17 protein-coding genes and 1 pseudogene are annotated in these 22,174 nt (G+C 69.4%); 11 read left to right on the forward strand and 7 right to left on the reverse strand.

The genetic code is table 11. The features are described from left to right. Genes ACJ8AN_RS07370 through ACJ8AN_RS07405 form a run of 8 tightly spaced genes read left to right on the forward strand, consistent with a single transcriptional unit; the run spans position 1 to position 9,672 of the window. Positions 1-390, forward strand: a complete 390-nt coding sequence (locus ACJ8AN_RS07370) for a GPW/gp25 family protein (RefSeq protein WP_407754532.1) — start codon at positions 1-3, stop codon at positions 388-390. After that, a complete protein-coding gene (locus ACJ8AN_RS07375) occupies positions 387-2,045 on the forward strand; it encodes a hypothetical protein (RefSeq protein ID WP_407754533.1) in 1,659 nt (552 codons plus the stop codon). Before ACJ8AN_RS07370 ends, ACJ8AN_RS07375 begins: the two co-directional genes overlap by 4 nt. Positions 2,046-2,087: 42 nt before the next feature. Continuing rightward, positions 2,088-2,690 carry a hypothetical protein gene (locus ACJ8AN_RS07380; RefSeq protein ID WP_407754534.1) on the forward strand — a complete coding sequence of 201 codons (603 nt, stop codon included), beginning with the start codon at positions 2,088-2,090 and terminating at the stop codon, positions 2,688-2,690. Positions 2,691-2,697: 7 nt separating this feature from the next. Continuing rightward, positions 2,698-4,347, forward strand: a complete 1,650-nt coding sequence (locus ACJ8AN_RS07385; protein WP_407754535.1) for a type VI secretion system baseplate subunit TssF — start codon at positions 2,698-2,700, stop codon at positions 4,345-4,347. Continuing rightward, positions 4,344-4,982, forward strand: a complete 639-nt coding sequence (locus ACJ8AN_RS07390; RefSeq protein ID WP_407754536.1) for a DotU family type IV/VI secretion system protein — start codon at positions 4,344-4,346, stop codon at positions 4,980-4,982. Before ACJ8AN_RS07385 ends, ACJ8AN_RS07390 begins: the two co-directional genes overlap by 4 nt. After that, positions 4,979-5,293 carry a hypothetical protein gene (locus tag ACJ8AN_RS07395; RefSeq protein ID WP_407754537.1) on the forward strand — a complete coding sequence of 105 codons (315 nt, stop codon included), beginning with the start codon at positions 4,979-4,981 and terminating at the stop codon, positions 5,291-5,293. The genes ACJ8AN_RS07390 and ACJ8AN_RS07395 overlap by 4 nt, the downstream gene beginning before the upstream one ends. A 3-nt stretch (positions 5,294-5,296) precedes the next feature. Continuing rightward, positions 5,297-9,157 (forward strand): hypothetical protein, encoded by a 3,861-nt coding sequence (locus ACJ8AN_RS07400; protein WP_407754538.1) that lies wholly within the window; start codon positions 5,297-5,299, stop codon positions 9,155-9,157. Beyond that, positions 9,154-9,672, forward strand: coding sequence for a hypothetical protein (locus tag ACJ8AN_RS07405; protein ID WP_407754539.1), 519 nt, complete (start codon positions 9,154-9,156; stop codon positions 9,670-9,672). The genes ACJ8AN_RS07400 and ACJ8AN_RS07405 overlap by 4 nt, the downstream gene beginning before the upstream one ends. 1 nt (position 9,673) lies before the next feature. Here the strand turns inward: ACJ8AN_RS07405 and ACJ8AN_RS07410 are convergent, their stop codons facing one another. From ACJ8AN_RS07410 to ACJ8AN_RS07435, 6 genes are all read right to left on the reverse strand, one after another. After that, positions 9,674-12,631 (reverse strand): hypothetical protein, encoded by a 2,958-nt coding sequence (locus ACJ8AN_RS07410; protein WP_407754540.1) that lies wholly within the window; start codon positions 12,629-12,631, stop codon positions 9,674-9,676. After that, positions 12,632-12,856, reverse strand: coding sequence for a hypothetical protein (locus ACJ8AN_RS07415; protein ID WP_407754541.1), 225 nt, complete (start codon positions 12,854-12,856; stop codon positions 12,632-12,634). Between the two features lie 27 nt (positions 12,857-12,883). Beyond that, positions 12,884-14,812 carry a hypothetical protein gene (locus ACJ8AN_RS07420; protein WP_407754542.1) on the reverse strand — a complete coding sequence of 643 codons (1,929 nt, stop codon included), beginning with the start codon at positions 14,810-14,812 and terminating at the stop codon, positions 12,884-12,886. A gap of 115 nt (positions 14,813-14,927) precedes the next feature. After that, positions 14,928-16,349, reverse strand: a complete 1,422-nt coding sequence (locus ACJ8AN_RS07425) for a type VI secretion system contractile sheath domain-containing protein (RefSeq protein ID WP_407754543.1) — start codon at positions 16,347-16,349, stop codon at positions 14,928-14,930. A 10-nt stretch (positions 16,350-16,359) separates the two neighbouring features. Next, on the reverse strand, positions 16,360-17,547 hold the full coding sequence (locus ACJ8AN_RS07430) for an acyl-CoA dehydrogenase family protein (protein ID WP_407754544.1): 1,188 nt from the start codon (positions 17,545-17,547) through the stop codon (positions 16,360-16,362). A 130-nt stretch (positions 17,548-17,677) separates the two neighbouring features. Next, positions 17,678-18,313: a glutathione S-transferase family protein gene (locus ACJ8AN_RS07435; protein ID WP_407754545.1), complete on the reverse strand. Its 636-nt coding sequence runs from the start codon at positions 18,311-18,313 to the stop codon at positions 17,678-17,680. Positions 18,314-18,420: 107 nt separating this feature from the next. Between ACJ8AN_RS07435 and ACJ8AN_RS07440 the strand changes: the two genes are divergently transcribed. Next, on the forward strand, positions 18,421-19,386 hold the full coding sequence (locus ACJ8AN_RS07440) for an NAD-dependent epimerase/dehydratase family protein (RefSeq protein ID WP_407754546.1): 966 nt from the start codon (positions 18,421-18,423) through the stop codon (positions 19,384-19,386). 42 nt (positions 19,387-19,428) lie between these two features. Here ACJ8AN_RS07440 and ACJ8AN_RS07445 read toward each other — a convergent pair. Beyond that, positions 19,429-19,677: pseudogene (locus tag ACJ8AN_RS07445) on the reverse strand (carotenoid oxygenase family protein); the annotation flags it as partial. 21 nt (positions 19,678-19,698) lie between these two features. Here ACJ8AN_RS07445 and ACJ8AN_RS07450 point away from each other — a divergent pair. Both ACJ8AN_RS07450 and ACJ8AN_RS07455 read left to right on the forward strand, forming a co-directional pair. Next, positions 19,699-20,832 carry a LamG-like jellyroll fold domain-containing protein gene (locus tag ACJ8AN_RS07450; RefSeq protein WP_407754547.1) on the forward strand — a complete coding sequence of 378 codons (1,134 nt, stop codon included), beginning with the start codon at positions 19,699-19,701 and terminating at the stop codon, positions 20,830-20,832. 167 nt (positions 20,833-20,999) lie between these two features. Then, on the forward strand, positions 21,000-22,136 hold the full coding sequence (locus ACJ8AN_RS07455; protein WP_407754548.1) for a LamG-like jellyroll fold domain-containing protein: 1,137 nt from the start codon (positions 21,000-21,002) through the stop codon (positions 22,134-22,136). Positions 22,137-22,174: the final 38 nt, after the last annotated feature.

The following is a 22,174-nucleotide window of genomic DNA, read 5'->3' on the forward strand; positions in this document are numbered from 1 at the left end:
ATGGCGCGCCCTTCCTTCCTCGACAAGTTCACCGGCTCCTGGCAGCGCCAGGGGGCCGACGAGCGGGAGCAGGTGCGGGAGAACCTCGAGTCCGTGCTCAACACGAAGGAGGGTTACGGGTACTTCGTCGAGGGCTTCGGCCTGGGGCGCTACTCGGAGAAGTTCGGCACCCAGGAGCTGATGAAGACGCTCACCGGCGAGATGCTGCATTCGATCGAGCATCACGAGCCGCGCCTGCGTGAGGCGGAGCTGGAGCTGCGCGGCCAGGACTCGGGGCTGTGGCTGCACTTCGTGCTGACCGGCACGCTGCTCGGCACGCCCTCCACGTTGCGCATCCTCTTCCACACCGTGAGCGGCCAGGTACGGGTGGAAGAGGACGAGGAGGCATGATGGAGCAGCGCACCTTCGACGAACGGCTGGCCGTCTCGCTCACCCTCACCATCGCCGGCAAGGCCCACAAGGTCATCGCCGGCAGCATGAAGCGCTTCGCGATGGACCTCTGGAGCTGGGGTCTGGAGGGCGAGGCGGAGTTCCTGCTCACGGACAACTCGGCCCAGGGCGGCGGGAACAAGGACGAGCTGCTGCCCGACTTCCTCAAGCCGGACCTGGTCGAGGTGGTGCTCGAGCTCAAGGCCGTCCTCCCGGAGACCTCGGGGAAGCCGAGCCACAGCGCGCTGAAGATCAAGGCCTACGTCACCGAGAAGTCGCTCGTCGAGGAGTCCGTCACCACCAGCGGCAACAGCGACGTCATCCTCCACCGCCGCTACGGCATCCGCTTCCTGGACGCCGCGCGGCTGCTGTGGCGCCAGCACTACCCCTGTGCCCTCTACACGTCCAAGACGGTCCAGGACGTGCTGGACGCGCACAAGGGCGACAAGATCCAGCTCGCCTACGACTGGCAGGCGGGCCTGGGCAAGTCGCACTCCGTGCTCTTCCTCGGGTTGGAGCCCCAGGGCGCGGCCAGCTTCTACGACTGGGTGCTGTGGTACGTGCACGGCCACGACGGCGTGTTCACCCACGACTACGCCACGCACGGCTACAAGTTCGCGGCCGCCAAGGACAGCTCGGGCACCCCGGTCAAGCTCCACGAGGAGAACCTGGAAGCGCTCGAGGTGCTGCTGCCCGAGGTCATCCGCCACGACGTGACGATCCTCAACGCCACGGCCGTGAGCCCGCAGACGCAGCCCGTGACGCAGAAGCAGGCCGTCTCCGGCATCCGTCAGGACGTGCTGCTGTGCACCCCCATCTCGGACGAGGTGCAGGCGCGGGTGGACCTGGAGACGAAGCGGCTGCGGCTGCGCGGTGCCGAGATGGAGCTGGTCTGGCGCTCCTTCCCCGAGAAGGCCTTCACCCCCGGCGCGCTGGTGAAGCTGCCGGCCAGCGAGGCCTGGGGCGCCGCGGGCGTCGCCAAGGATCAGGTACTGCGCGTGCGCAGCCTGCACCTGTCCGGCGAGGTGCTGGAAGAGCAGGGCCACGAAGAGGTGTACGGCGACTCGGAGGCGATGTTCTCCTTCCGCATGAGCACCCGGCTGGAGCCCAAGGACGAGCCCCACGTGGACCTGCCCGCCTGGCACCCTCCGGTCTATCCCCGCTACGTCGAGGGCCTCATCGTCAGCGAGCAGGGCGCGGAGAAGGACGAGACGTGGCAGGTGTATACCGACTCGGCCACCTCGCAGGACGGGTACAAGGTGAAGATCCCCCTCTTCGAGGAGCAGATCGTCCCCGCGCCCTTCAATCCCAACCTGCTGCCCGGCCACTTCTACTTCCCCGCCTACAAGGGCGAGCGGGTCCTGGTGGGGCTCGACTTCCAGCGCGCGTGGATCAAGCGCTTCCTGGACTGGCGCACCGGCGCGCGCATGCCGCAGGACGGGCAGGGCGTGCAGCTGCTGGTGGGCAAGACGCCGGAGAACGGCACCGCGCTCAAGCACTACTACACGGACGACAAGCCCGTGTTCCTCATGCAGCGCACGCACGACAAGGACACGCAGAAGATCCAGCTGAACGAGGGCACCCTGCTCATCCAGGTGAAGGAAGAGCAGTCGTGAAGCCAGGGGGCCGCTGGCCCTCCACCGAGAAGGCGAGGAACCATGGGCAAGCTCGTCTGCACCGTTGAACTGGACAAGGAGAAAGGCGTCACCGTAAAGGTGGAGAACGCCGACGACCAGATCACCCAGACGGTGGTGATGGACGGCACCAGCATCACCATCACGGTGAAGGGCTCCGAGGAGACGAGCACCTACGTCCAGAAGCAGGACAGCGTGACCGTCACGTGCAAGGATTTCACCGTGGACGCCACCGGTACGCTCACCCTCAAGTCGGCGAAGGCCTCGAGCTGGACGAGCCAGGACGTGCTCTCGCTGGAGAGCACCAAGGACATGACCTTCAAGTCCAGCGCCAAGCTCACCCAGAGCGCCTCGCAGGATGCCAAGCTGTCCTCGAGCGCCAACGTGGCCATCGAAGCGACCTCCAAGCTCGACATGAAGGGCATGAATACGAGCCTGGTGGCCTCGGGGGGAGAGAACAAGGTGGAAGGCGTCACGCTGAAGCTGGCCGGGCAGTCCCAGGCGGAGCTGGCCGCGGCGATGATCAAGGTGGCCGCCCAGGGCAAGCTCGGCCTGGAGTCCTCGGGCATGGCGGATCTCAAGGGCGCGATGACCACCGTGGCCGGATCGCTCGTGAAGCTGGGTTGAGGGTGCGGTGAGCGATTCGTCGGAACGGGTGTACCTGGACTACCTCAACGAGTTGGATGCGCTCGAGCGCTTCCGGCAGCGTTTCCTCACCTCGCACCCCACCGTGCCGTTGGACCGGGAGGATCCGCACGTGCGGCGCCTCGTGGAGTCCATGGCCTTCTTCTCGGTGCAGACGCGCCTGGCCACGCAGCACAACCTGCGCTCCACCTGGCTGCGCCTGTTCGCCTCCTTCTTCGACTTCCTCCTGCAGCCGCTGCCGGCGGTGGCGCTCGTGCAGGCGCTGCCCGCGGAGAAGATGACGGAGACGGTGGTGCTCCCCCGGGGCACCGAGCTGCGGCTGTCTCCCTCGCACGGCGTGGCCGGCTCCTTCCGTACCCGGCGCCACCTGCGCATCCTCCCCATCTCCATGGCGGGCACCGACGTGGTGCGCCTGGCCGACGGGCGCTGGCGCCTCATCCTCCGCTTCGAGTCCGCCTTTCCGCGCCGGGATCCCGTGGGCCTCTTCAGCCTGCACGTGCGCCACCTGGACGAGTACAGGCCCTCGCTGGCTGTCTTCCACGCGCTGCGCCAGCAACTGCAGCAGGTGGGCGTGGTCTACGACACGGCGGCCGACGAGTCCTCCGCGTGCACCCCGTGCGAGTTCTCCCTCGGCCCCGCGCCGGCGGACCTGGATGACGCGGGCAACTACGAGCACCCGCTGCAGCGCGTGCGCGCCTTCTTCCAGATGCCCGGGCAGGGCCTGTACCTCCACGTGTCCGTGCCCTCGCACCGCAAGGAGTGGACGCGCTTCAGCCTGTGCCTGGACCTGGACAAGAACTGGTCCGTGGGCCGCTCCAGCCACCCGGACTTCCTCCAGCCCTTCGTCGTGCCGGTGGAGAACCTCAAGGCCGAGCCCGCCCAGCCCATCGTCGCCGATGGCACGCGCTCGGAGTACCCCATCCGCGGCATGACCGCCGGGCGCGACCTCCAGCTGCACTCGGTCACCGGCGTGTACGTGCTGGAGAAGACGGGGCGCATGGCCATGCGTCCGGCCTTCCTGCCGGGCGAGGGCCCCAGCTACGAGCTGGATGAGTCGCTCGACGAGGACCTGCGCGCGCGCCACAGCCTGCTGGTCCGCATGCCCGAGGCCTTCATCGAGCCGAAAAAGCTGCTGGTGGAGGCCCTCTGGTACCAGCCACAGTTCGTCTCAGAGGCCATTGGCCGGGTGAGCGTCTCCACCCCGGGCCGGCACGTGGAGGGCCTGAACTGGCAGCTGGTGGGCCGGCTCGAGCCCCACCGCGACAGCGCGCTGCGCAATGACGTGGCGGGCCTGACCCGGCTGCTCGCCTGGAAGGTCAAGTCCACCCTCGAGCGCAACGAGCTGGCCGCGTTGCTCAACTACCTCGGTACCCCCGCCGAGGAACCCTTCCGCCGCGTCCTGCCCTGGCTGCGCGAGCTCAAGGCCACGGTGGCCCCGGATGGCGCGCTGCGCGGCTCCGGCCTGCTGCACGTCTACGAGCTGCTGCTGGAGCCTTTCGACGCCAGCGCCGAGCCGCTCGTGTTCTGCTTCCTCGAGCAGGTGCAGCAGCTGCTGGAGGCGTGGAATGGCGAGGCCTCGGTGGTGCTGCGGCCCTCCATCGCCGGGGCCGGTCCCTTCCCCTTGAAGGCATCCTCATGAAACTCGAGCATTGGCAGAACGTCCTCCGGGCCCACCGGCAGGTGCGCTCGTTGTTGGATCAGTCCCTGCCCCCCGAGCCCGGCGCGGACGGGGAGCGCACGCGGGTCCTGGTGGGTCCTCAGGGCCTGATGCACCTGCAGCAGCTGCTGCTGGCCGAGGTGGGCTCGCTCCAGAAGCCCCTGGGCGAGGCCTACCGCGAGGAGGAGCTCGACGAGGCGCTGCGTCCCTTCGTGTACCTCGTGGACGAGATGGTGCTGCGCCGGCTCGCCGAGGCCGAGCAGTCGGAGTGGCCATTGCTGCAGTACAAACTGTACGGCATCGACTCGGGCGGCGATCGCTTCTACGAGCAGGCCGACGAGAAGCTGGTACAGCGCGGTGCGTCGCCGCTCGTGTTCGAGCTGCTGCACTTCTGCCTCACCGCCGGCTTCGAGGGCCGCTACGCGGGCAACACCGCCCGGCTGCGCGAGTACAAGGAGCGGCTGGCGGCACGCATCCCCAAGCCGGAGGCCATGCCCGCTCCCCCTCCAGCCGCGCAGCAGGCCCCGCTCGTCCACTCCTTCCCGTGGCGCTACTACGCCGTGTCTGGATTCGTGGTGGTGGCGGTACCGGTGGTACTGTGGTGGCTCTCCAGATGAAGGCCGCCGCGCAGCAAAAGATGATCGAGCCCGAGGGCCCCCGGACGCAGCTGATGCGTCTGGAGCGGATCCTCCACTCCGAGCTGGGAGCTTTGAGCGTGGGCGCGGAACCGTTGCTCGCCGAGGTGCGCGCCGGAGTGGCGGCGCTCTACCCGGAAGCAGGCGGCACGCGCCTGGCGCCCAAGGAGCACGAGGCCCGGCACGCGCAACTGCTGGCGTCCATGGATGAGCTGGAAGACGTGTTGGAGGCACTCCAACTGGCCGCGCGCTCTGGCCGTCCCGGGGCGAACGTGGCTCGCAGGGGGGGATGAGCCGTGGGGTCGCTGCTGCTGAATGAAGTGTTGGCGCAGGCGCCCGCGCCCGCCGACGTGGATCCGGTGAAGGCGCTCAACTCGGGCGTGCAGAAGCTCGATGCCGGGGCGAAGTCGGTCAGCGCGGACGTGACCACGCTCGGCAAGCTCTGGCAGATGGTGAGCCCGTACGTGATCTGGGTCCTGGTGCTGGGCGCCCTGGCCTTCCTCATCTACGCGGTGGTGAAGTGGGGGGTGCCGTGGTGGCGCAACCGGCGCTCCGCGTCCCCCGCCGCGGGTGGCCCTCCGCCCATGTCCTCGCGCCGGCTGCTGCAGGTGCGCCAGGCCTTCCTCTCCGGACTGCCCTGGGCCAACCGCGCCGCCGTGGTGGACCTGCCCAACGTGGTGGTGCTCGGGCCCGCCGGCGGCGGCAAGACGCAGCTGATCGGCCTGGACGTGGACTGGCAGCGCCAGGCGCGCCAGTTCCTCCCCAGCTACACGGTGGACTCGCTGCTGCAGATGTACCTGGGCCCCGACTGCGTGGTGCAGGAGGTGTCGGCCCCGCTGCTGGAGGATGAGTCGCCCGGTGCCCGCAGCGCCCTGCGCCGCATGTGGCAGAAGTGCTTCAGCCACCGGCAGAAGGGCCTGGCCGTGCTCGCGATGGTCGTGCGCTGGCTCGCGGACACCCCGCCCGATGAGCAGAAGCGCATGGCCCAGCTGCTGCGCGGCAAGCTCAACCTCATGTCCGAGGCCTGCCGCGGCCCGGTGGAGACCCGCCTGTGCCTCACGCACATGGACGGGCTGGAGGGCTTCGAGGATTTCGCCCGGCTGCTGAAGAAGCACGGCGTGCCGCTCTCCTTCGACATCCCCAAGCAGGGCGAGGAGAGCAAGCTGTCGTCGCTGCTACAGGGACAGGAGCAGTACCTGGCCCTGGGCCTCACCTCGCTGCCGGTGGACGACTTCGAGCGCCTGGAGCACTTCTACTCGCAGGGCGATCGCTCGTTCTCGGCGCTGGGCCGCTTCGTCTCCGCGCTGTTGGAGGGCGACACGCTCTCCTACAAGCCCAAGCTCACCCGGCTCTACTTCTCCTCGCTCACGCCCGAGGCGCGCGCCAGCGGCACGCTCTCCGTGGTGACCGAGGAGAACTCCACCGAGTCGCTGCGCCAGCTCTACCTGCGCACCCACCTGCGGCGCGCCGCGCTGATCGCCGCCGTGGGCTGCTTCCCGGTGCTCGCCGCGTACGCCCACTTCTACTCGTTGCTGGGGGACGCGCAGGAGCAGCTCCAGCGCTTCGAGGACACGGTCTCCGAGCTCAAGGAGCAGGGACTGGAGGGCAGGGGAGAGGTCGTCGAGCAGCAGGTGAACACCGCCGCCGACGCGCTGCTCCAGCTCAAGCGCGCCGAGCGTTGGTGGCCGCCGTTGAGCACCAGCTTCCCCGACGAGATGCTCGACCTGCGCCAGCGTCTGGCCCGCGGTATCCGCGAGAGCCATCTGCGGCCCGCCCTCGAGCGCTGCTCGAAGCGGCCCCAGGACTGCCGCCCCGAGCAGGTCGTCTACCTGCTGGCCACCCTCCACGCCTCGAGCTCGGACGGCCTGGGCACCTTCGTGAGCTCCAGCATCCAGCCCCAGCGCTCGCGGCGCTCGCCCAGCGGTTCGTCCAATGAGTCCGCGGCCGTCTCGTCCTCGCTCGAGAAGAGCCGCACGTGGATCTCCGCGCTCGAGCTGCGCGAGCCGCTGGTGGCCACCTACGTGCTCGCCAGCGATACGCCCTGGGAGCGCACGCCGCCCTGCCGCCGCGGCGCGGTGCAGGTGTCCAACAACAACGCGGACGAGGACTGGTCCTGCTGGCCCTACGTGGAGCGGATCACCTTCGAGAGCCAGCTCAAGCCCTGGGTGGATCACCTCCTCTTGCTGCGCAAGACGATGGAGGCCGGACCCAAGGCACTGCCGGAGCTCAACCTGCTCCGCGAGGAGCACGAGCGCCTGCAGGCGCAGCTGGCCGACCTCGACGTCTACGCCTCGCTGCCCACCGTGCTCAACCTGATCGACGCCTCCGCCGTGCAGGTCAACACGCGCCACTTCCAGGGCGTCGAGACCACCGTCGAGGTGCTCGAGTGGTTGAGGACGAACCGGGACACGCTCGCCGCCGTGCTGCGCATGGAGGAGGAGGCCTACGCGGGCTACCTCGCGGTGGAGAAGATGACTCCCTCCGAGCTGCTCACCCGCGATGGTCTCTGGCTCACCGGCAACAACAAGGGCCCGTACCGCATCGAGCTGCTCCAGCAGTCCTTCGAGTTCCGCCCGCCCCAGCTGTCGCGCGATCTGCTCCAGGCCCTGCTCGACTCCTACGAGAAGGCCGGCCGGCTGAACGTCGGTCCCCAGGCGGCGCCCCGCGAGGGGCAGCTGATCCTGACCCGCACGCCTTTCGACGCGGATCTCAAGCCGCTGGTGGACGACTTCACCCAGCGCCTGAAGAACGCCCAGCTCCCGCTGGAGGAGGCCGCCAAGCGCGAGGGGTACATCCAGAAGCGCGTGGCCGTGTTCTCCCAGGGCTACCGCGAGGGCCTCTTCCACACCATCCGCGGCTACCGCTTCACCGCGCCGCGCCGGTTGCTGCTCGACGAGCTGGCCCGGCTCACCCAGCCCTCGTCGGAGCAGGTGGACATGCTGCGTGACGTGGCCACCCGCGCCAACCTCGAGCCGCTCGAGGGCGCCTACTACGAGCCGCTGCGCAACGCCGTGGCGCCCTTCCGGCCCATCATCCAGCTCATGACGGCGGACAAGAACGGCTTCTACGCCGCGCTCGGCCCGTACCAGGCGCTGGTGGCGCAGATGCACGACGAGCTGGACGCCGTGTCCAAGCCCGGCAAGGACAAGGCCAAGGCGGGTGGCAAGGACGCCGCGGCCGCGGACGCTCCGGCCAAGGACAAGGACAAGGACAAGGCCTCGGGGGACGGTGACGCGGCGCAGCCGGAGACCGGTACCGGCGAGCTCGCGGACATGATGACGCCGCTGGAGAAGGTGGCCCTCACCATGCTCCTCGAGGAGGAGGGCTCCTACCTGCGCAAGGCCCAGGAGTGGTTGGATCAGCAGGGCATCACCGGCGAGCTACGCCAGCCCTTCCTCGAGCCGTTCCTCCAGGTGCAGCGCCTGGGCAAGCAGGAGCTGGAGAACACCCTGGCGCGCCAGTGGGAAGAGGCCACCGGCCGCATGCTCAAGCCCATGCTGGAGCGCTACCCCTTCAACCCCGACTCGAAGGAGGACGTGGATCCGGGCGAGCTCGAGGTGCTGCGCCGCAAGGACGGAGTCTTCTGGCACTTCGTGGACCAGATGTTCTCCCGCATCGCCATGGCGCGCGGCACGCAGTGGTCGCTGCGCGGCCCGCTGCGCGACAAGCTGACGCTGCCCGACGAGATGCTGCTGTCGCTCAGCCGGTTGGATCGGCTCGCGAAGCTGCTGTGGGACGACGACGGCCGGCCCCGGCCGCTGATGTTGAAGGTGCAGCCGCAGCCGCTGCCCGCGCCTCCCATGACGGGCGTGTTCGTCACCATGTCCTCGCTCAAGTGCGGGAAGACGGCCGCGTACGGCTTCAACCAGAGCCCCACCTGGCAGGAGTTCCCCCTGAGCTGGTGGGATCAGCAGGTGTCCTCCATCGTGCTGGAGCTGCGCTCGCCCGCGCGCGACGTGCCCCAGTACCTGTCCCTGCCGTGGAACCGCTCGGCGTGGAGCTGCTTCCGCCTCTTCGAGGAGGCCACCCTCACCACGGATCAGCGCCGGCAGTGGAGCCTCGCCCTGCAGGGCAACAACGTGAGCAAGCGCGGCGTGGACATCAGCTTCGGCCTCAAGGGAGATCCCTGGGTGCCCTTCCGTGAGGTGCCGCGATGAGCGCACGCATGTACCGGTGGACGGCCCTGGCGGCTCTGCTGCTGAGCGCCTGTGGCCCGAGCAGCATCAACCTCAGCATCAAGTCGCCCCCCGGGACGAACCTGGGCCGGCCCATGTACATGCTCGTCCGCAAGGTGGACCCCAAGCAGTACGCCAACGAGGCGTACTCCGAGGTGGCCGCCAAGGTGGGCGCGCCCGACAACACCGTGCTGCAGACGTCCGTCATCTACCCGGGCACCATCCAGCGCTTCCAGGTGAAGGCGCCCAAGGACGGCGCTCTGGCCGTCTCCTTCCTCTTCACCGCCCCGGACGGCAACTGGCAGCTGCTGCTCACCCCGCCGTCGCCGAACGCGGTGGATGTCGAGCTGACGGTGAGCCGCATCCTGAGCGACTCGGTGCCGCCGGCCCTGCCCTCGGACGGGCAGGAGGCCCCCGCGGCGCCGGAAGCCCCCAAGGGGCCGGAGCTGCCCAAGATGGAGCTGCCCAAGGGCCTGAAGCTGCCCGGCGCCTCCTGAGTCAGGCCGCCAGCGAGCGCACCTGGGCGTCGAGCGTGTCCATCGCCCCGTCCACCCAGGTGCGAGCCTGCTCCAGCGGCTGGGCGAAGAGGTTGGACTCCTGGATGGACTTCTCGAGCTTGTCCAGGGGCGCGAGCAGCTGCTCCCGGACCGTGTCCACCCGGCCGGACATCGCGTCGATCTGCTTCGCCGCCGAGTCCATCAGCCCCTCGGCCTTCTTCGCGAAGGTGTCGAGCGCCTGATCCACCTTCTGGGTGATTTCCGCCTCGAGCCGCTCGCGGGCCTCGTGGACCTCCGTGAGCGCCTTGCCCACCGAGCCGCGGGACGTGTCGAACCCGGACTTCATCTGATCATGCGCGGTGGTCACCTGCTTCTGGGCCGCGTCGCCCACGGCCTTCACCTGATCGGCCGCGGCCTTCACCCCGTCGGCGAGGCTCTGCTGGAGCGCTTCCAGCTTCTGCTTCACCTCGGTCTTGAGCTGATCCACGCGCGCGGAGACCTGCTTCACCATCGCCTCCACCTGCTTCACCACCTGGTCTCGCGCGTTGCCGATCTGCGTCGTCACCTGCGCCACGAGTTGCTCCACCTGCGTGACGGCCTGCTCGATGCTGCTCCGCACCGAGTCCAGCAGGGTCTGGATCTGCTGCACGATCTGCTGCTGCATGTTCTGCACCTGCTGCACGGCCTGCGTCTGGATCTGCTCCACCTGGGTGATGAGCTGATCCTGCAGTGACGTGAGCTGCTGCCCCACCTGGGTGGAGATGCTCTGGAGCTGGGTGGAGATCTGCGTCACCACCTTGCTGATGGCATTCATGGCCGGGTCCACCAGCGCCTTGGGCAGGTCCGAGGCGGGAACGGCATCGAGCAGCTGCACGGCCTTGTTCAGCAGGGACTCCAGCGTGCCGACCAGCGTCTTGTAGAGCGTCTGGAGCTGCTCGAGCTTCTCGGGCAGCAGCGCGAAGAGCTTCTGGAGCTGCTTCTCGAGCGTGGCCAGGGTGTCCATCAGCGTGTCGAGCACCTGGAAGGCGGCGTCGATCGTCTGGCGCACGGGCGCCTGGATGGACTCGAAGGTGGTCATCGCCGTCTTCATCAGCGTGTCGATGGCCTCGCTTCCCTGGGTGATGAGCGTGTCGATCTGCTTCGCGATCTGCTCGATGAGCTCCTCGACGACCTTGATGCCGTTGGCCAGCTGCTGCACCTGTCCGGCGAGCGTCTTCTCGATGGCATCGAGCGCGTGGTTGAGCTGCTCGCGCCCGGTCTCGAGGGTGTTGCCAACGGTCTTCTCCAGCACCTGGAGCAGTTGGTCGGCCGCCTCGGTGGCGCCCTTCACCTGGGAGCGGATGGGCGCCAGTCCCGAGCGCAGCTGGCCGATGAGCCGCCGGGCCTCGGTCTTCGAGGTTTCGCCCGCCGAGTGAATCTCGTCATGGACGCTCTGCAGAGCCTCGAAGGGCGGGGCGAGCACGTCGGTGATCGCCTTGTCCAGCCGCTCGGCCTCGGTGCCCACCGTCTCGCGGACCTGGGTCACCGGAACGAGTAGCAGGTTCGTCACCTCCTCGAGCTTCGCGGCCGCGCTCTCGAGCTCCTCTCCCGTGCGGGTCCGGACCTTCTCGAGCTCCTTTTCGAGCTGTTTCTCGCGCTCCTCGATCTCCTGGATCGGCTTCTCCAACTCCTTCTCCGCCTGGGCGCGCAGCTTCTCGAAGTCCTCCTTGAGCTGTTTCTCGCGCTCCTCGAACTTCTTCTTCTGCTCGCCCACCAGGTCGCGGACCTTCTGGATCTCCTCCTTGAGCTGCTTCTCGCGGGCGTCGACCTGGGCGGTGGCGTTCTTCACCTGCCCATCCACCTCGTCACGCAGCTTCTGGATCTGCTCCCGAAGCTGCTGCTCGCGGGCGTCGACCTCGGCGGTGGCGTTCTTCACCTGTCCATCCACCTCGTCGCGCAGCTTCTGGAGCGCCTCCTGAAGCTGCTGCTCGCGGGCATCGACCTGGGCGGTGGCGTTCTTCACCTGCTCATCCACCGTAGCGCGCAACTTCTGGAGCTCCCCGTCGAGCTGCTGCTCGCGGGCATCGACCTGGGCGGTGGCGTTCTTCACCTGCTCGTCCACCGTAGCGCGCAGCTTCTGGAGCGCCTCCTGGAGCTTCTTCTCGCCCGCCTCGAGCTGTTCGGCCGCCCCCGGCACGTTCTGCTCCACCTGGTCGCGGAGCGGCTGCAGCTCGTCACGCAGTTGCTGCTCGCGCGCCTCGAGCTCGGACTCGAGCTTCTGGACCTGCTCCTCGGCGGCGGCCTTCAGCTGCTGGATTCCCTCGTGCAGCTGCCGCTGGCGGGCCTCGAGCTCGGACTCGAGCTTCTGGACCTGTTCCTCGGCGGCGGCCTTGAGCTGCTGGATTCCCTCGTGCAGCTGCTGCTGGCGCGCCTCGAGCTCGGACTCGAGCTTCTGGACCTGCTCCTCGGCGGCGGCCTTGAGCTTCTGGATTTCCTCGTGCAGCGGCTGCTGGCGGGCCTCGAGCTCGGACTCGAGCTTCTGGGCCTGCTCCTCGGCGGCGGCCCTCAGCTTCTGGATTTCCTCGTCGATCTGCTTCTCACGGGCGTCGAGCTCGGCCGTGACCTTCTTCATCTCCTTCTCGGCCTCGGCGCGCAGCTTCTGGTACTCGCCCTCGAGCTGCTTGACGCGCTCGTCGAGCTTCGCCTTCAAGGCGTCCTTGCGCTTCTTGAGCACGGCCACCAGCTCGGCGGAGAGGGCCTCGGTGCGCGTCACCACCTGCTGCCCCAGCGCGTCGAGCTGCTTCACGAAGGACTTCTCCTTGTCCTTCGCCGTGTTCTCCAGGGCCTTGCAGCGCGAGGAGACCGCGGGCTCGATGGCCTTCACGGTGCTCCGCACCCGGCCCGCGGAGGACTCGAGCTTCTGGCGCAGGGCGAGCATCTCGTCCGCTGCCTTGTCGAATCGGGTCCACAGCTGCTTCACTCAGGGCTCCAGCTCCGCCAGTTCGGCGTCCAGTGCGTCAATCTTCTTGGAGAGCTCTCCCCCGAACGCGTCCACCTCGGGACGCAGGGTGGAGATGGCCGTCTCCAGCTTGCCCACCAGGGCATCCACCTCGGTGCGGATGGGCTTCAGTCGTGACACCACGCCCGTGCTGAAGGCTTCCAGTTCTCCGCGTAGCTCCGCGATCTTGCCGCGCAGTTCCTGCATGGGTGTGCTCCGTCCCCCGAATGGTTCCTACCGAAGCTTCGCGAGTGATGCCTTGGCCGCCTCCGCCGCCCCCGACAGCTTGCCCACTCCCTGGGACAGCCGCGAGGTCGCGCCCTGCAGCCCGCTCTTGGCCTCCGCCACCTTGGCGCCCACCTCCGCCCGAGCCCCGCTGATCGCCGCCTTGGCCTCGGCCTGGGCGCTCTTCATCTTCGCACGCACGGCGGCCATCGCGCCCTGGTAGGCGGCCGAGGTCTCCCCGATCGCTCCCCCCACGGCCGTGGACAGGTCGCCCTTGGTGGCCTCGACCTGGGGGGTGACATCGTAGGTGGGCGTGGGAGGCCCTCCGGCCTGCGTCTCCTTCACCTGGATGAAGAGGTGGCCCTCGCCCATGCGGACGATCTGCGTGTCCCCCTGGTTGATCCGGTGCATGCGCCACACCGGGTTCTCGTCCTGGAAGTCGTGGGTGAAGGCCGTCTGGCTCTTCTTGTTCCAGCCCAGGAGGATCTGATCTCCCTGGCCGTCCTGGGGCGTGCGCACGCCTTCCTTCCAGTCGATGAAGCGGAGGAACTCGGCGCGCTCGAAGTGCAGCCCCAGCAGCACCCGGGTGTTCTTGTACGGAGGGAAGAAGAACTCGCCCGTGGAGTGCATGGGCTCGGCGGGCACGCTCACCGTCTGGTTCCACAGCGGCACCGCCATCCGGAAGTACGAGAGCGACGTCTTCTCGTCATCGACGATGAGGTAGCGCCGGTCCTCGGCCTCTCCGCCCGGGCTGTGCACCAGGCCCTCGACATGGATGGGGTAGCGCGGGGCGCGGTAGGGGGGCAGGGTGGCCACTGGCTCCGAGGAGGACTCCAGCCGCGCCGACAGGAGCACCTGGTAGGTGGCCTCCTTCTGCTGTTGCTCGTCGTGCTGGCCCTCGTGCTCGGCGTGGGCCTCCAGCTCCAGCTCCAGCACCCGCTGGTCCTCGTCCAGCCCCGTCAACCCCGAGGGCCAGAGCGGGCCCTCCAGCTTCACCAGCGCGCCGGGGTACACGTCCACCGAGGGGACGCGGTTGAAGGACAGCAGGAGCTGGCGCTGGCGCACCTGGAGACGCGTCTTCTCCAGCTTCTGCCGCTGCTCGGCCTGGGCGGTGATGGGGCTGCGCAGCAGCACGTCGTGGGACACGCCCGAGACGGCCTGCTTCTGCTCGATCGCCTCGGTGGTGGGCCCCTGGGCCAGGGCGTTGAGCACGCGGGCGCCGTGGCGGATGGGCGGAGGCAGCTGCACCTGCACCTGCTGCACTCGCAGGCGGCTCAGCGGTTTCGCGTCACCCGCGGGCTTGCTGTCGGTGAACTGGTACTCGTTGCGCTGGCTGTCGTAGCTGAAGACGCCGTTGTGCGTGTGCACGTACCAGAGGACGAAGTCGTAGAAGCTCACCTCGGGGGCGTCCGCGCCCAGCGCGAGGCACAGCATCTCCTGCTTCTGCCGGAGCCCCGCCCAGTCGTAGGAGAGCTGGAGGCTGGCCTTGTGGGCCTCGAGCACCTCCTGCATCGAGATGTCGGTGTGCAGCTCGACGGGGCGGTGCTGGCGCCAGAGCACCTGGGCGGCGTCGGAGAACTCGAGCGTGTAGCGGCGGAAGACGCGCTCGGCCTTCTTGGCGCCACCGTGCGTCTCGGCCACCAGCCGGCGGCTGCGCACCAGCCCCTGGAGGACCAGGGGTGGGGGAGGCGGGGAGAGCTCGGGGTCCACCGCGGCGATGGACAGCCGCACCTGCACGAGGTCCGGCTTCTGGAAGGCGGTGAAGAGCGGGGCGTCCTTCTTCTCCAGCGCGGTCCAGAAGGTGACCGAGGCCGAGAAGCCATGGTTGGCCAGGCGGGCGGACAGGTGCTTGACCTGTCCGCCGGGGATGGAGAACGACTGCCCCCCGATGGTGAGCGTCAGCTCGAACCGGAGCTCCTCCTGGAATGCCGTCCTCACCGGGTGGGGCCTCCTCTCGTGCCAGGCGCCGGGCGCATCATCTCACATCTTCGCGCCCTTCGTCCCCGGCCAACGCGGCCCCGGGCCTCCTCCGGGAGCAGAGCCTCGCCCCGGCTCACCTTCTCAGGGGCAGGGTGAACTCCAGCTGCACGTGCGTGCCCGCCAGCTCGGGCTTCAACGCGGCCCGCACGTGCACGCCCCGCTCGCCATTCCCGGTGGGCACCACCCGCCCCTGGAGCTGACAGCTCTTCCCCGGGCCCAGGGGGAGGAAGGCCTCGGCGGCGCGCGTGAAGACGGCCGATACCGCGTCGGGGCTGGCTCCCGGGGGCAGCCGCTCGGTGATCTCCTGCGCGAGCCGCACCAGCCGGCCCGTGAGGAGCTGCGCGGGCAGCGGCGTGCCATCGCGGCCGCCGTACACCGTGGGCGCCTTCGCCAGCAGCACGGAGTCCGAGTCCCACCAGCCATTCACCCCCAACACGCCCCGGGCGGCCAGCCGCTCCTGCTCGTGCAGCGAGAAGCCCACCTCGGTCGCCACCGTCGAGCGGGCGTTGGGCCGCCACACCGCGGGCGCCCGGGTTCCGCTGCCCGGCCCCACCAGCCGGCCAAAGGTGCGCGTATCCCGGAAGCTCGCGGCCAGCAGCGCCGCCACCCCGAGCACCGGGTTGGTGAAGCACTCGCGGCGCACCTCCCCGTGCTGCTCGGCCATCATCAGCACGGGGTTGAGGGCGGCCCCCAGCCAACGCGAGGACTCATCGGCTCGCAGCCGCTGCCAGGCTTCCGGCGACCCGTCTCCGACGAACGCCGGAGGCACCGCCACCACCATGGGCACCCACGCCTGCTCGCCCAGCGCCGCGAGCCGGTGCAGCCTGTCCAGGCTGTCGCTCGTGTCCAGGAGGAAGCACGCATCGGGGCGTTGCAGCGCGGGCACGTCGAGGCACCGCTCGAGGGACTCCACGAGCTGATCCGGCCCGGTGTCGAGCACCTCGAGGTCCATGCCGGAGGCGGCGGGGCAGTGCGTCCACAGCCAGTGCAGGCCCCGCCACGCGGACTCCAGCTTCGCCACCTTCGGGTGCTGGAGGAGGTCGCGCGCGGTCTCGAAGAGGGCTTCCTCGAGGCAGGTGAGCACGGCGCGGCGGGCCTCCTCGGGCGAGCGTGCGCCCCGGAGGGCCTCGGCCACGGCGGCCGCCAGCCGGCCTCCGCCCACCAGGGACTTGAGGCGGTGGGCCTCCTCGGGGCCGAGTGTCCTCGCGCCCGAGAGCGCGCTCAGCAGATCGCGCAGGGCGCGCAGATCCGGAACGGACTCGACGACGCGCGAGAGCCGGAAGGCGTCCAGTCCGTCGAAGGAGAGCGCATGGGAGCTCGCGTCGCCCGAGCCGATGCGATCCGCGACGGTGACGTGCAGCCCGCTCGCGGCGCGGGCGAGCTGCTCGGCGAAGGACTCCGCGGTGAGGTGCCAGCGGCGGCCCGTGGGCGAGGGGTGGAAGGCTCCGGCGACGAGCCAGCGCACGCGCGCACCGGGTGGAGGGGTCGTGTCCATGGGGCTCCCGTCAGAGCGTGAGCGTGTTGGCTTCCACGCCGAGCAGCACGCTGCCGATGATCTCCAGGGTGGGCGGGGCCACCATGGCGTGCTGCGTGGCCACGTGGATGTCGCGCAGGCAGCGCTGCAGCGGGCTGGAGCGGTAGACGGATGCGCCTCCGCCCACCTCGTACATCCGGTCCACCACGCGCGCGGCGCTCCGCGTGGCGTGGGTATAGGCCAGGCGCAAGTCCGCCCGGTGGCGCAGGGTCACCTCTCGGCGCATGGCGGCGTCATAGGTGGTGTTCGCGGCCTCGAGCAGGAAGGCGCGCGCGGCCCGCCAGGTGGCCTCGGCTTCGGCCACGGCCTCCTGCACCGCGGGCCGGGTGGCGAGCGTATGGCGGCCGAGCGGCATGAGCTTCTTCTGGTTCGCCAGCGTCGTCAGCTCGTCGATGGCTCGCCGGGCGATGCCGAGCGCCACGGCCGGAATGCCCACCCCAAGCAGCCCGAAGGCGGGGAAGGCGTAGAGCGGCCGGTCGACCTGCGGGCGCGTGGTGAGCAGAGAGATGGCGCGCTCGGCGGGGACGAAGATGTCCCGCACCTCCATGTCACCACTGCCCGTGCCGCACAGCCCCGCGGCGTGCCAGGTGTCATGCAGCGTCACGTCCTCGATGGGGAAGAGGACGATGCGCGTCTCGGGCATGCCCTCGCGCATCACGGGGGCGCCATTCTTCGTCACCACCACGCCGCCCGTCAGCCAACGGCAGTTCTGGCTGCCACTGGCCCACGACCAGCGCCCGGTGACGCGATAGCCCCCCTCGACGAGCTCGGCGCGGCCCTGGGGCGCGGCCACTCCTCCGGTGATGACGTCCGGGGCTCCGTAGATGATGCGCGCGGCCGGCTCGGGCAGCCAGGCCGAGCACATCGCCGTGAGCGCGCCGATCATCACGCACCAGCCCGTCGAGCCATCCGCGTGGGCGATCGTCTCGACGGCCTCGATGACCTGGGCGGGGTGGAGCTCGAAGCCGCCGTAGGTCTCGGGCACCACCAGCCGGAAGAGGCCGGCCTCGGCCAACTCCCGGGCGAGATCGGCCGGCAACCGGCGCGCGGCTTCGATTTCCTCGGAGCGAGCGGACACCTTGGGGGCGAGGTGTCGGGCGGCGGCGAGCACCGGGTGCTCTCCGGGGCGCTTCGCGGCGAGGACAGAAGGGGTCGTCATGCCGGGAGCGTACGTGGAATGCGACCGGGCCCGCCACCCATGGACACGGGAGCCCTCCCGGGCGCGTTTTCGCCGGACTGGTCCGATGGTCGTACCAGTCGCGGAAAAACGCGCCCGGAGGGCTCTCCCCTCACGCCCGCTGTGGCTGCTGCGGCATGAGGGAATTGTCGATCTGGGTGGCGCGGGCGTACGCGGGGCGCTGGGTGACCCGGGCGACGAAGCGCTCGAAGGCCGGGCGCTTTTCGATGCCGCCGGACTGCATGCCCCAGCCGAGGTGAGCACCGACGTAGAGGTCGGCCGCGGTGAACCTGTCACCCGTGAGGTAGGCGTCGACGGAGACCGCCTTCTCCAGCGTGTCCATGACGTCCTCGTAGACACCATAGCCCGCCATGATGCGGCGCTCGGGCGGCGTCACGAACCCCAGGGAGCGATTGACCACCGTCTGCTCCAGCGGCCCGGACGCGAAGAACAACCAGCGGTAGTAGGGCCCGCGCTCGCGGCTGGCCGGCGGCGGAGCGAGGCCCGCCTGCGGAAAGGCGTCGGCCAGGTAGGTGCAGATGGCCGCGGCCTCGGTGACCACCGTGCTGCCATGACGGATGGCGGGCACCTTGCCCATGGGATTGATCGCCTTGTACTCGGGCGACTTCATGGTGGTGTTCCACTCCAGCAGCTCGGTGCGGTAGGGCTGGCCCACTTCCTCCAGCATCCAGCGCACGATGCGTCCGCGCGACATGGGGTTGGTATAGAAAACGAGCTCGTCGGACATGACGTTTCCTTTCGATGCGGGGAGGGGACAGCCTGGGCCGCGCCCGCGACTCTGTCCAAGAACTTCCTGGACGTTCCGTGGGTGTTCCGACAGGGGAGGGATGTGACATGCGCATCTTCGTCGCTGGCGCCACGGGCGCCATGGGTGTTCCGCTGGTGAAGCGTCTGGTGGCGGCGGGCCATCAGGTGACGGGATTGACCCGGAGCGAGTCCAAGCGCCCGTTGCTGGAGAGCCTCGGTGCCACCGTGGCGGTGGCCGATGTCTTCGAGGCCGGGCGGCTCGGGACCGTGCTCCGCGAGGCCCGGCCCGAGGTCGTCGTGCATCTGCTCACGGCCCTGCCGAAGACGGGCCCCATGCGCGCGGCGGACCTCGAGGGCACCAACCGCCTGCGCACCGAGGGCACGAAGAACCTCGTCGAGGCGGCCAGCTCGGCCGGAGCGCGGCGGCTCGTGGCCGAGTCCATCGTGCTCGTCTACGGCTACGACAACTCCGGCTCCGCTCCCTTGACCGAGGAGCACCCGTTGGCACGGACCGCGCCCCGGCCCTGGCTCCAGTCCACCGTCGATGCTGGCTTGGTGCTCGAGGAGACGGTGCTGTCGGCCGCGCGGGCGGGGCGGCTGGAGGGCCTCGTGCTCCGGTACGGCTTCATCTACGGCGCTGGTGCCGGCTCGACCGACGGCATGGTGGACAGGGTGAAGAAGCGCCGGATGCCCCTGCTGGGAGATGGGAGCGGGGTCTGGTCGTGGATCCACATCGACGACGCCGCCAGTGCGACCCTGGCGGCCATCGAGCGGGGCAGGTCCGGCGAGATCTACAACGTCGTCGACGACGAGCCGGTGACCTGGAGGGACTACCTCACGCATTTCGCCCAGGTGCTCGGCGCGCCGCGCCCCTTCCAGGCGCCGCTCTGGCTGGTGCGGCTCGTGAGCCCCTATGCCGCCCTCAGCCTCTCGAACCTTCTTCCCGTCTCCAACGCCAAGGCCCGGCGCGAGCTCGGCTGGCGGCCCGAGTACCCGACGTATCGCGAGGGCCTCGCGACCCTGGCCTCCGGAGCCCGGGCGCGAAAGGGCTGAGCCGCTCCGGCGAGCGCCGCGCGACTTCCCCGGCACCCAGGTGCCGTGGAAGGTGAACGGGAAGAAGTGCTCCAGCCAGGCGCGCGCCAGGGGGCCGGCCTCGGGCACCTTCGCATCCAGCACCGCGACATGCGTCCGGTCGCTCGTGGCGTCGTAGGTCCGCGCCAGCAGCCAGCCATCGTCCAGAGACCAGGCGTCTGGTTCCTCGCTCGCAGAGGGGACTCTGAGAGCCCCTCCCGGCCATCCCGCGCTTCCCTGGCCATGTGCACCCTTGAGCCAGGGGACAGGCATCAGGTCTCCGGGGAGGCGAGCATGCGTCGCGGTTTCGCCATCACCACGTCCACGCCCTCGGTCCGGTTGAGCGGGGCGGGCCGGGCGGAGGTCACCTTCACCGTCACCAACGCGTTGGGCCGGCCGGTGCGGGCCCGGGCCCTGCTCGAGCCCGAGGGGGCGGCGCGTCCGGAGTGGTTGTCGCTCGCCGGCGACCTCGAGCGCGACTTTCCCTCCGATGGGACGCACCAGTTCACCGTGCGGATCAACGTGCCTCCCGGCTCTCCCGAGGGCACGTATGCCTTCCGTCTCTCCGCGGTGAGCGTGGAGAACCCCGACGAGGACTTCACCACCGGGCCCTCGGTCGGCTTCCAGGTGTCACGGCCCCCCGTGCCGGCGCCGAAGAAGCCCTTTCCGTGGTGGGCGGTGGCCCTGGCGGCGGGAATCGCCTTCATCACCGTGACGCTGGTGCTCGTGGCCCACGGCCATCGCGAGCCCGCGGCCATCGGCGGCTCGGGCAATGCCGGGGAACCCACGTTCCTGCACTTCGATGGTACGGGGGTCTTCGTCGAGCTCGGCAACCCGAAGACGTTGAACCTCGAGGGCCCCATCACGCTCGAGGCGTGGATCCGCACCCAGGTCCTGGACAGTATGCGCGACGTGGTGGCCCATGGGTATTCCCTGGATCCCGCGCGCGAGGTCGTCCTGCGCATCTCCGACGGCACGTACCAGGCAGGCTCCTGGGATGGGCTGGAGCATTACGCAACCGGCCCGGCGCCAGCCTCGGACGTGGGGCAGTGGGTCCACCTGGCGGGCGTCTTCGATGGCGCTCAGTGGCTCATCTATCGCAATGGCGCACTGCTGGCCTCGTCCGGTCCCCAGCCGCCCGATTCCGTGCGCTCCTCGGTGGCCACGTGGGCCATCGGCGCCAAGGGCGGTGGCGAACAGCGTGCCTTCCTGGGCGACATCCGGGACGTGCGCATCTGGAGTGTCGCTCGCAGCCAGGAGGAGATCCTCGCCGACATGAAGCAGGCCCCGAAGAAGGATGCTCCGGGGCTCGCGGGCTACTGGCCGTTGGACGAAGGGCAGGGGACCCTCGTTCACGATCTCTCTCCCCATCAGAATCATGGGCTCCTCCGGGGCGCCGAGTGGGGGGGTGGTCCGGAGAAGAAATAAGGGGGCCTCCGCGTGGCCGGCATCCATTCGAGGCCCCGGCGTCTCGCTCGCCCAGGGAGCGGTGATGGCGCCGTTCGTCACAGGTGCGCGCATCACATGCGCGTCCGTCTTCCTCACCCTCATCTGGAGCTTCAACGGTCGGTCTCGACGGCTCCGAGGAGATCTACATGTTTCGTGTTTTCGCCATCACCACGTCCACCCCCTCCATCCGGCTGAATGCGGCGGGTCAGGGAGAGCTCACCTTCACGGTCTCGAATGCGTTGGGGAGACTCGTGCGGGGGCGGGCCGTGGTCGAGTCGGAGGGCGCGACACCGGGGGAATGGCTGACGCTCGAGGGGGAGCCCGAGCGCGACTTCCCTCCCGATGGCACCCACCAGTACACGGTGAAGGTGAACGTTCCGCCCGGCACGCCCCAGGGCCAGCACGCGTTCCACCTCTCCGTGGTGAACGTGGCCAATCCCGACGAGGAGTTCACCGTGGGGCCCTCGGCGAGCTTCCAGGTTCCACTTCCCCAGGCACCGGCGCCGAAGAAGAAGCTCCCGCTGCAGTGGATCGCGCTGGCCGCGGGAGTGCTCCTCATCATCCTGATCACGGCTCTCGTGGTTCATGGCCGGGGTGACAAGGAGGACAAGGGCGTTGGAGGCTCGGGAGACGCGGGGCAGGCCGCGGCGAAGAAGGCGTTCCTGAACTTCGATGGAAAGCAGTCCTTCATCGAGCTGAGCAACCCGCTGGAGCTGAGCTTCTTCGGCCCCATCACCATCGAGGCGTGGATCCGCCCGCGCTCCCTGAATGGTCTGCGCGACATCGTGGCCCACGGATACTCCAGCTCGCCCGTGAACGAGGTCTACCTGCGCATCAACGGCGGGAAGTACCAGGCCGGCGCCTTCCTCAACGGGCAGGACTTCTCCACGAGCGCCGACGTTCCCACCACGGACGTGGGCCGGTGGGTCTACATCGCCGCGGTCTACGATGGGGCCCGGTGGATCCTCTACCGGGATGGGGAGTTGCTCGCCTCCACGCCGCAGACGCTCGGCAACTTCTTCGTGGATGCGTCCTGGTCCATTGGCGCTCGGGGAGGCGGGCGCGATCGCTTCTTCCAGGGAGACATCCGGGACGTGCGCATCTGGAACCAGCCCCGGGGCCAGGAGGAGGTCCGGGGGGACAAGGACCGCACCTTCACGGGCAAGGAGCAGGGGCTCGTGGGCTACTGGCCCCTGAGCGAGGGCAAGGACGTCGTGGCCCGGGATGCCTCCTCCAGCAAGCTCGACGGGCTCATCCGCGGGGCGGAGTGGGCCGAGGAGTGAGGGGCGGGCCGCGTTGTTTCCGGTGCCTACATGGGAAG

The sequence above is a fragment of the Archangium sp. genome (assembly GCF_045802675.1).
In the GTDB taxonomy this organism is placed as follows: domain Bacteria; phylum Myxococcota; class Myxococcia; order Myxococcales; family Myxococcaceae; genus Archangium.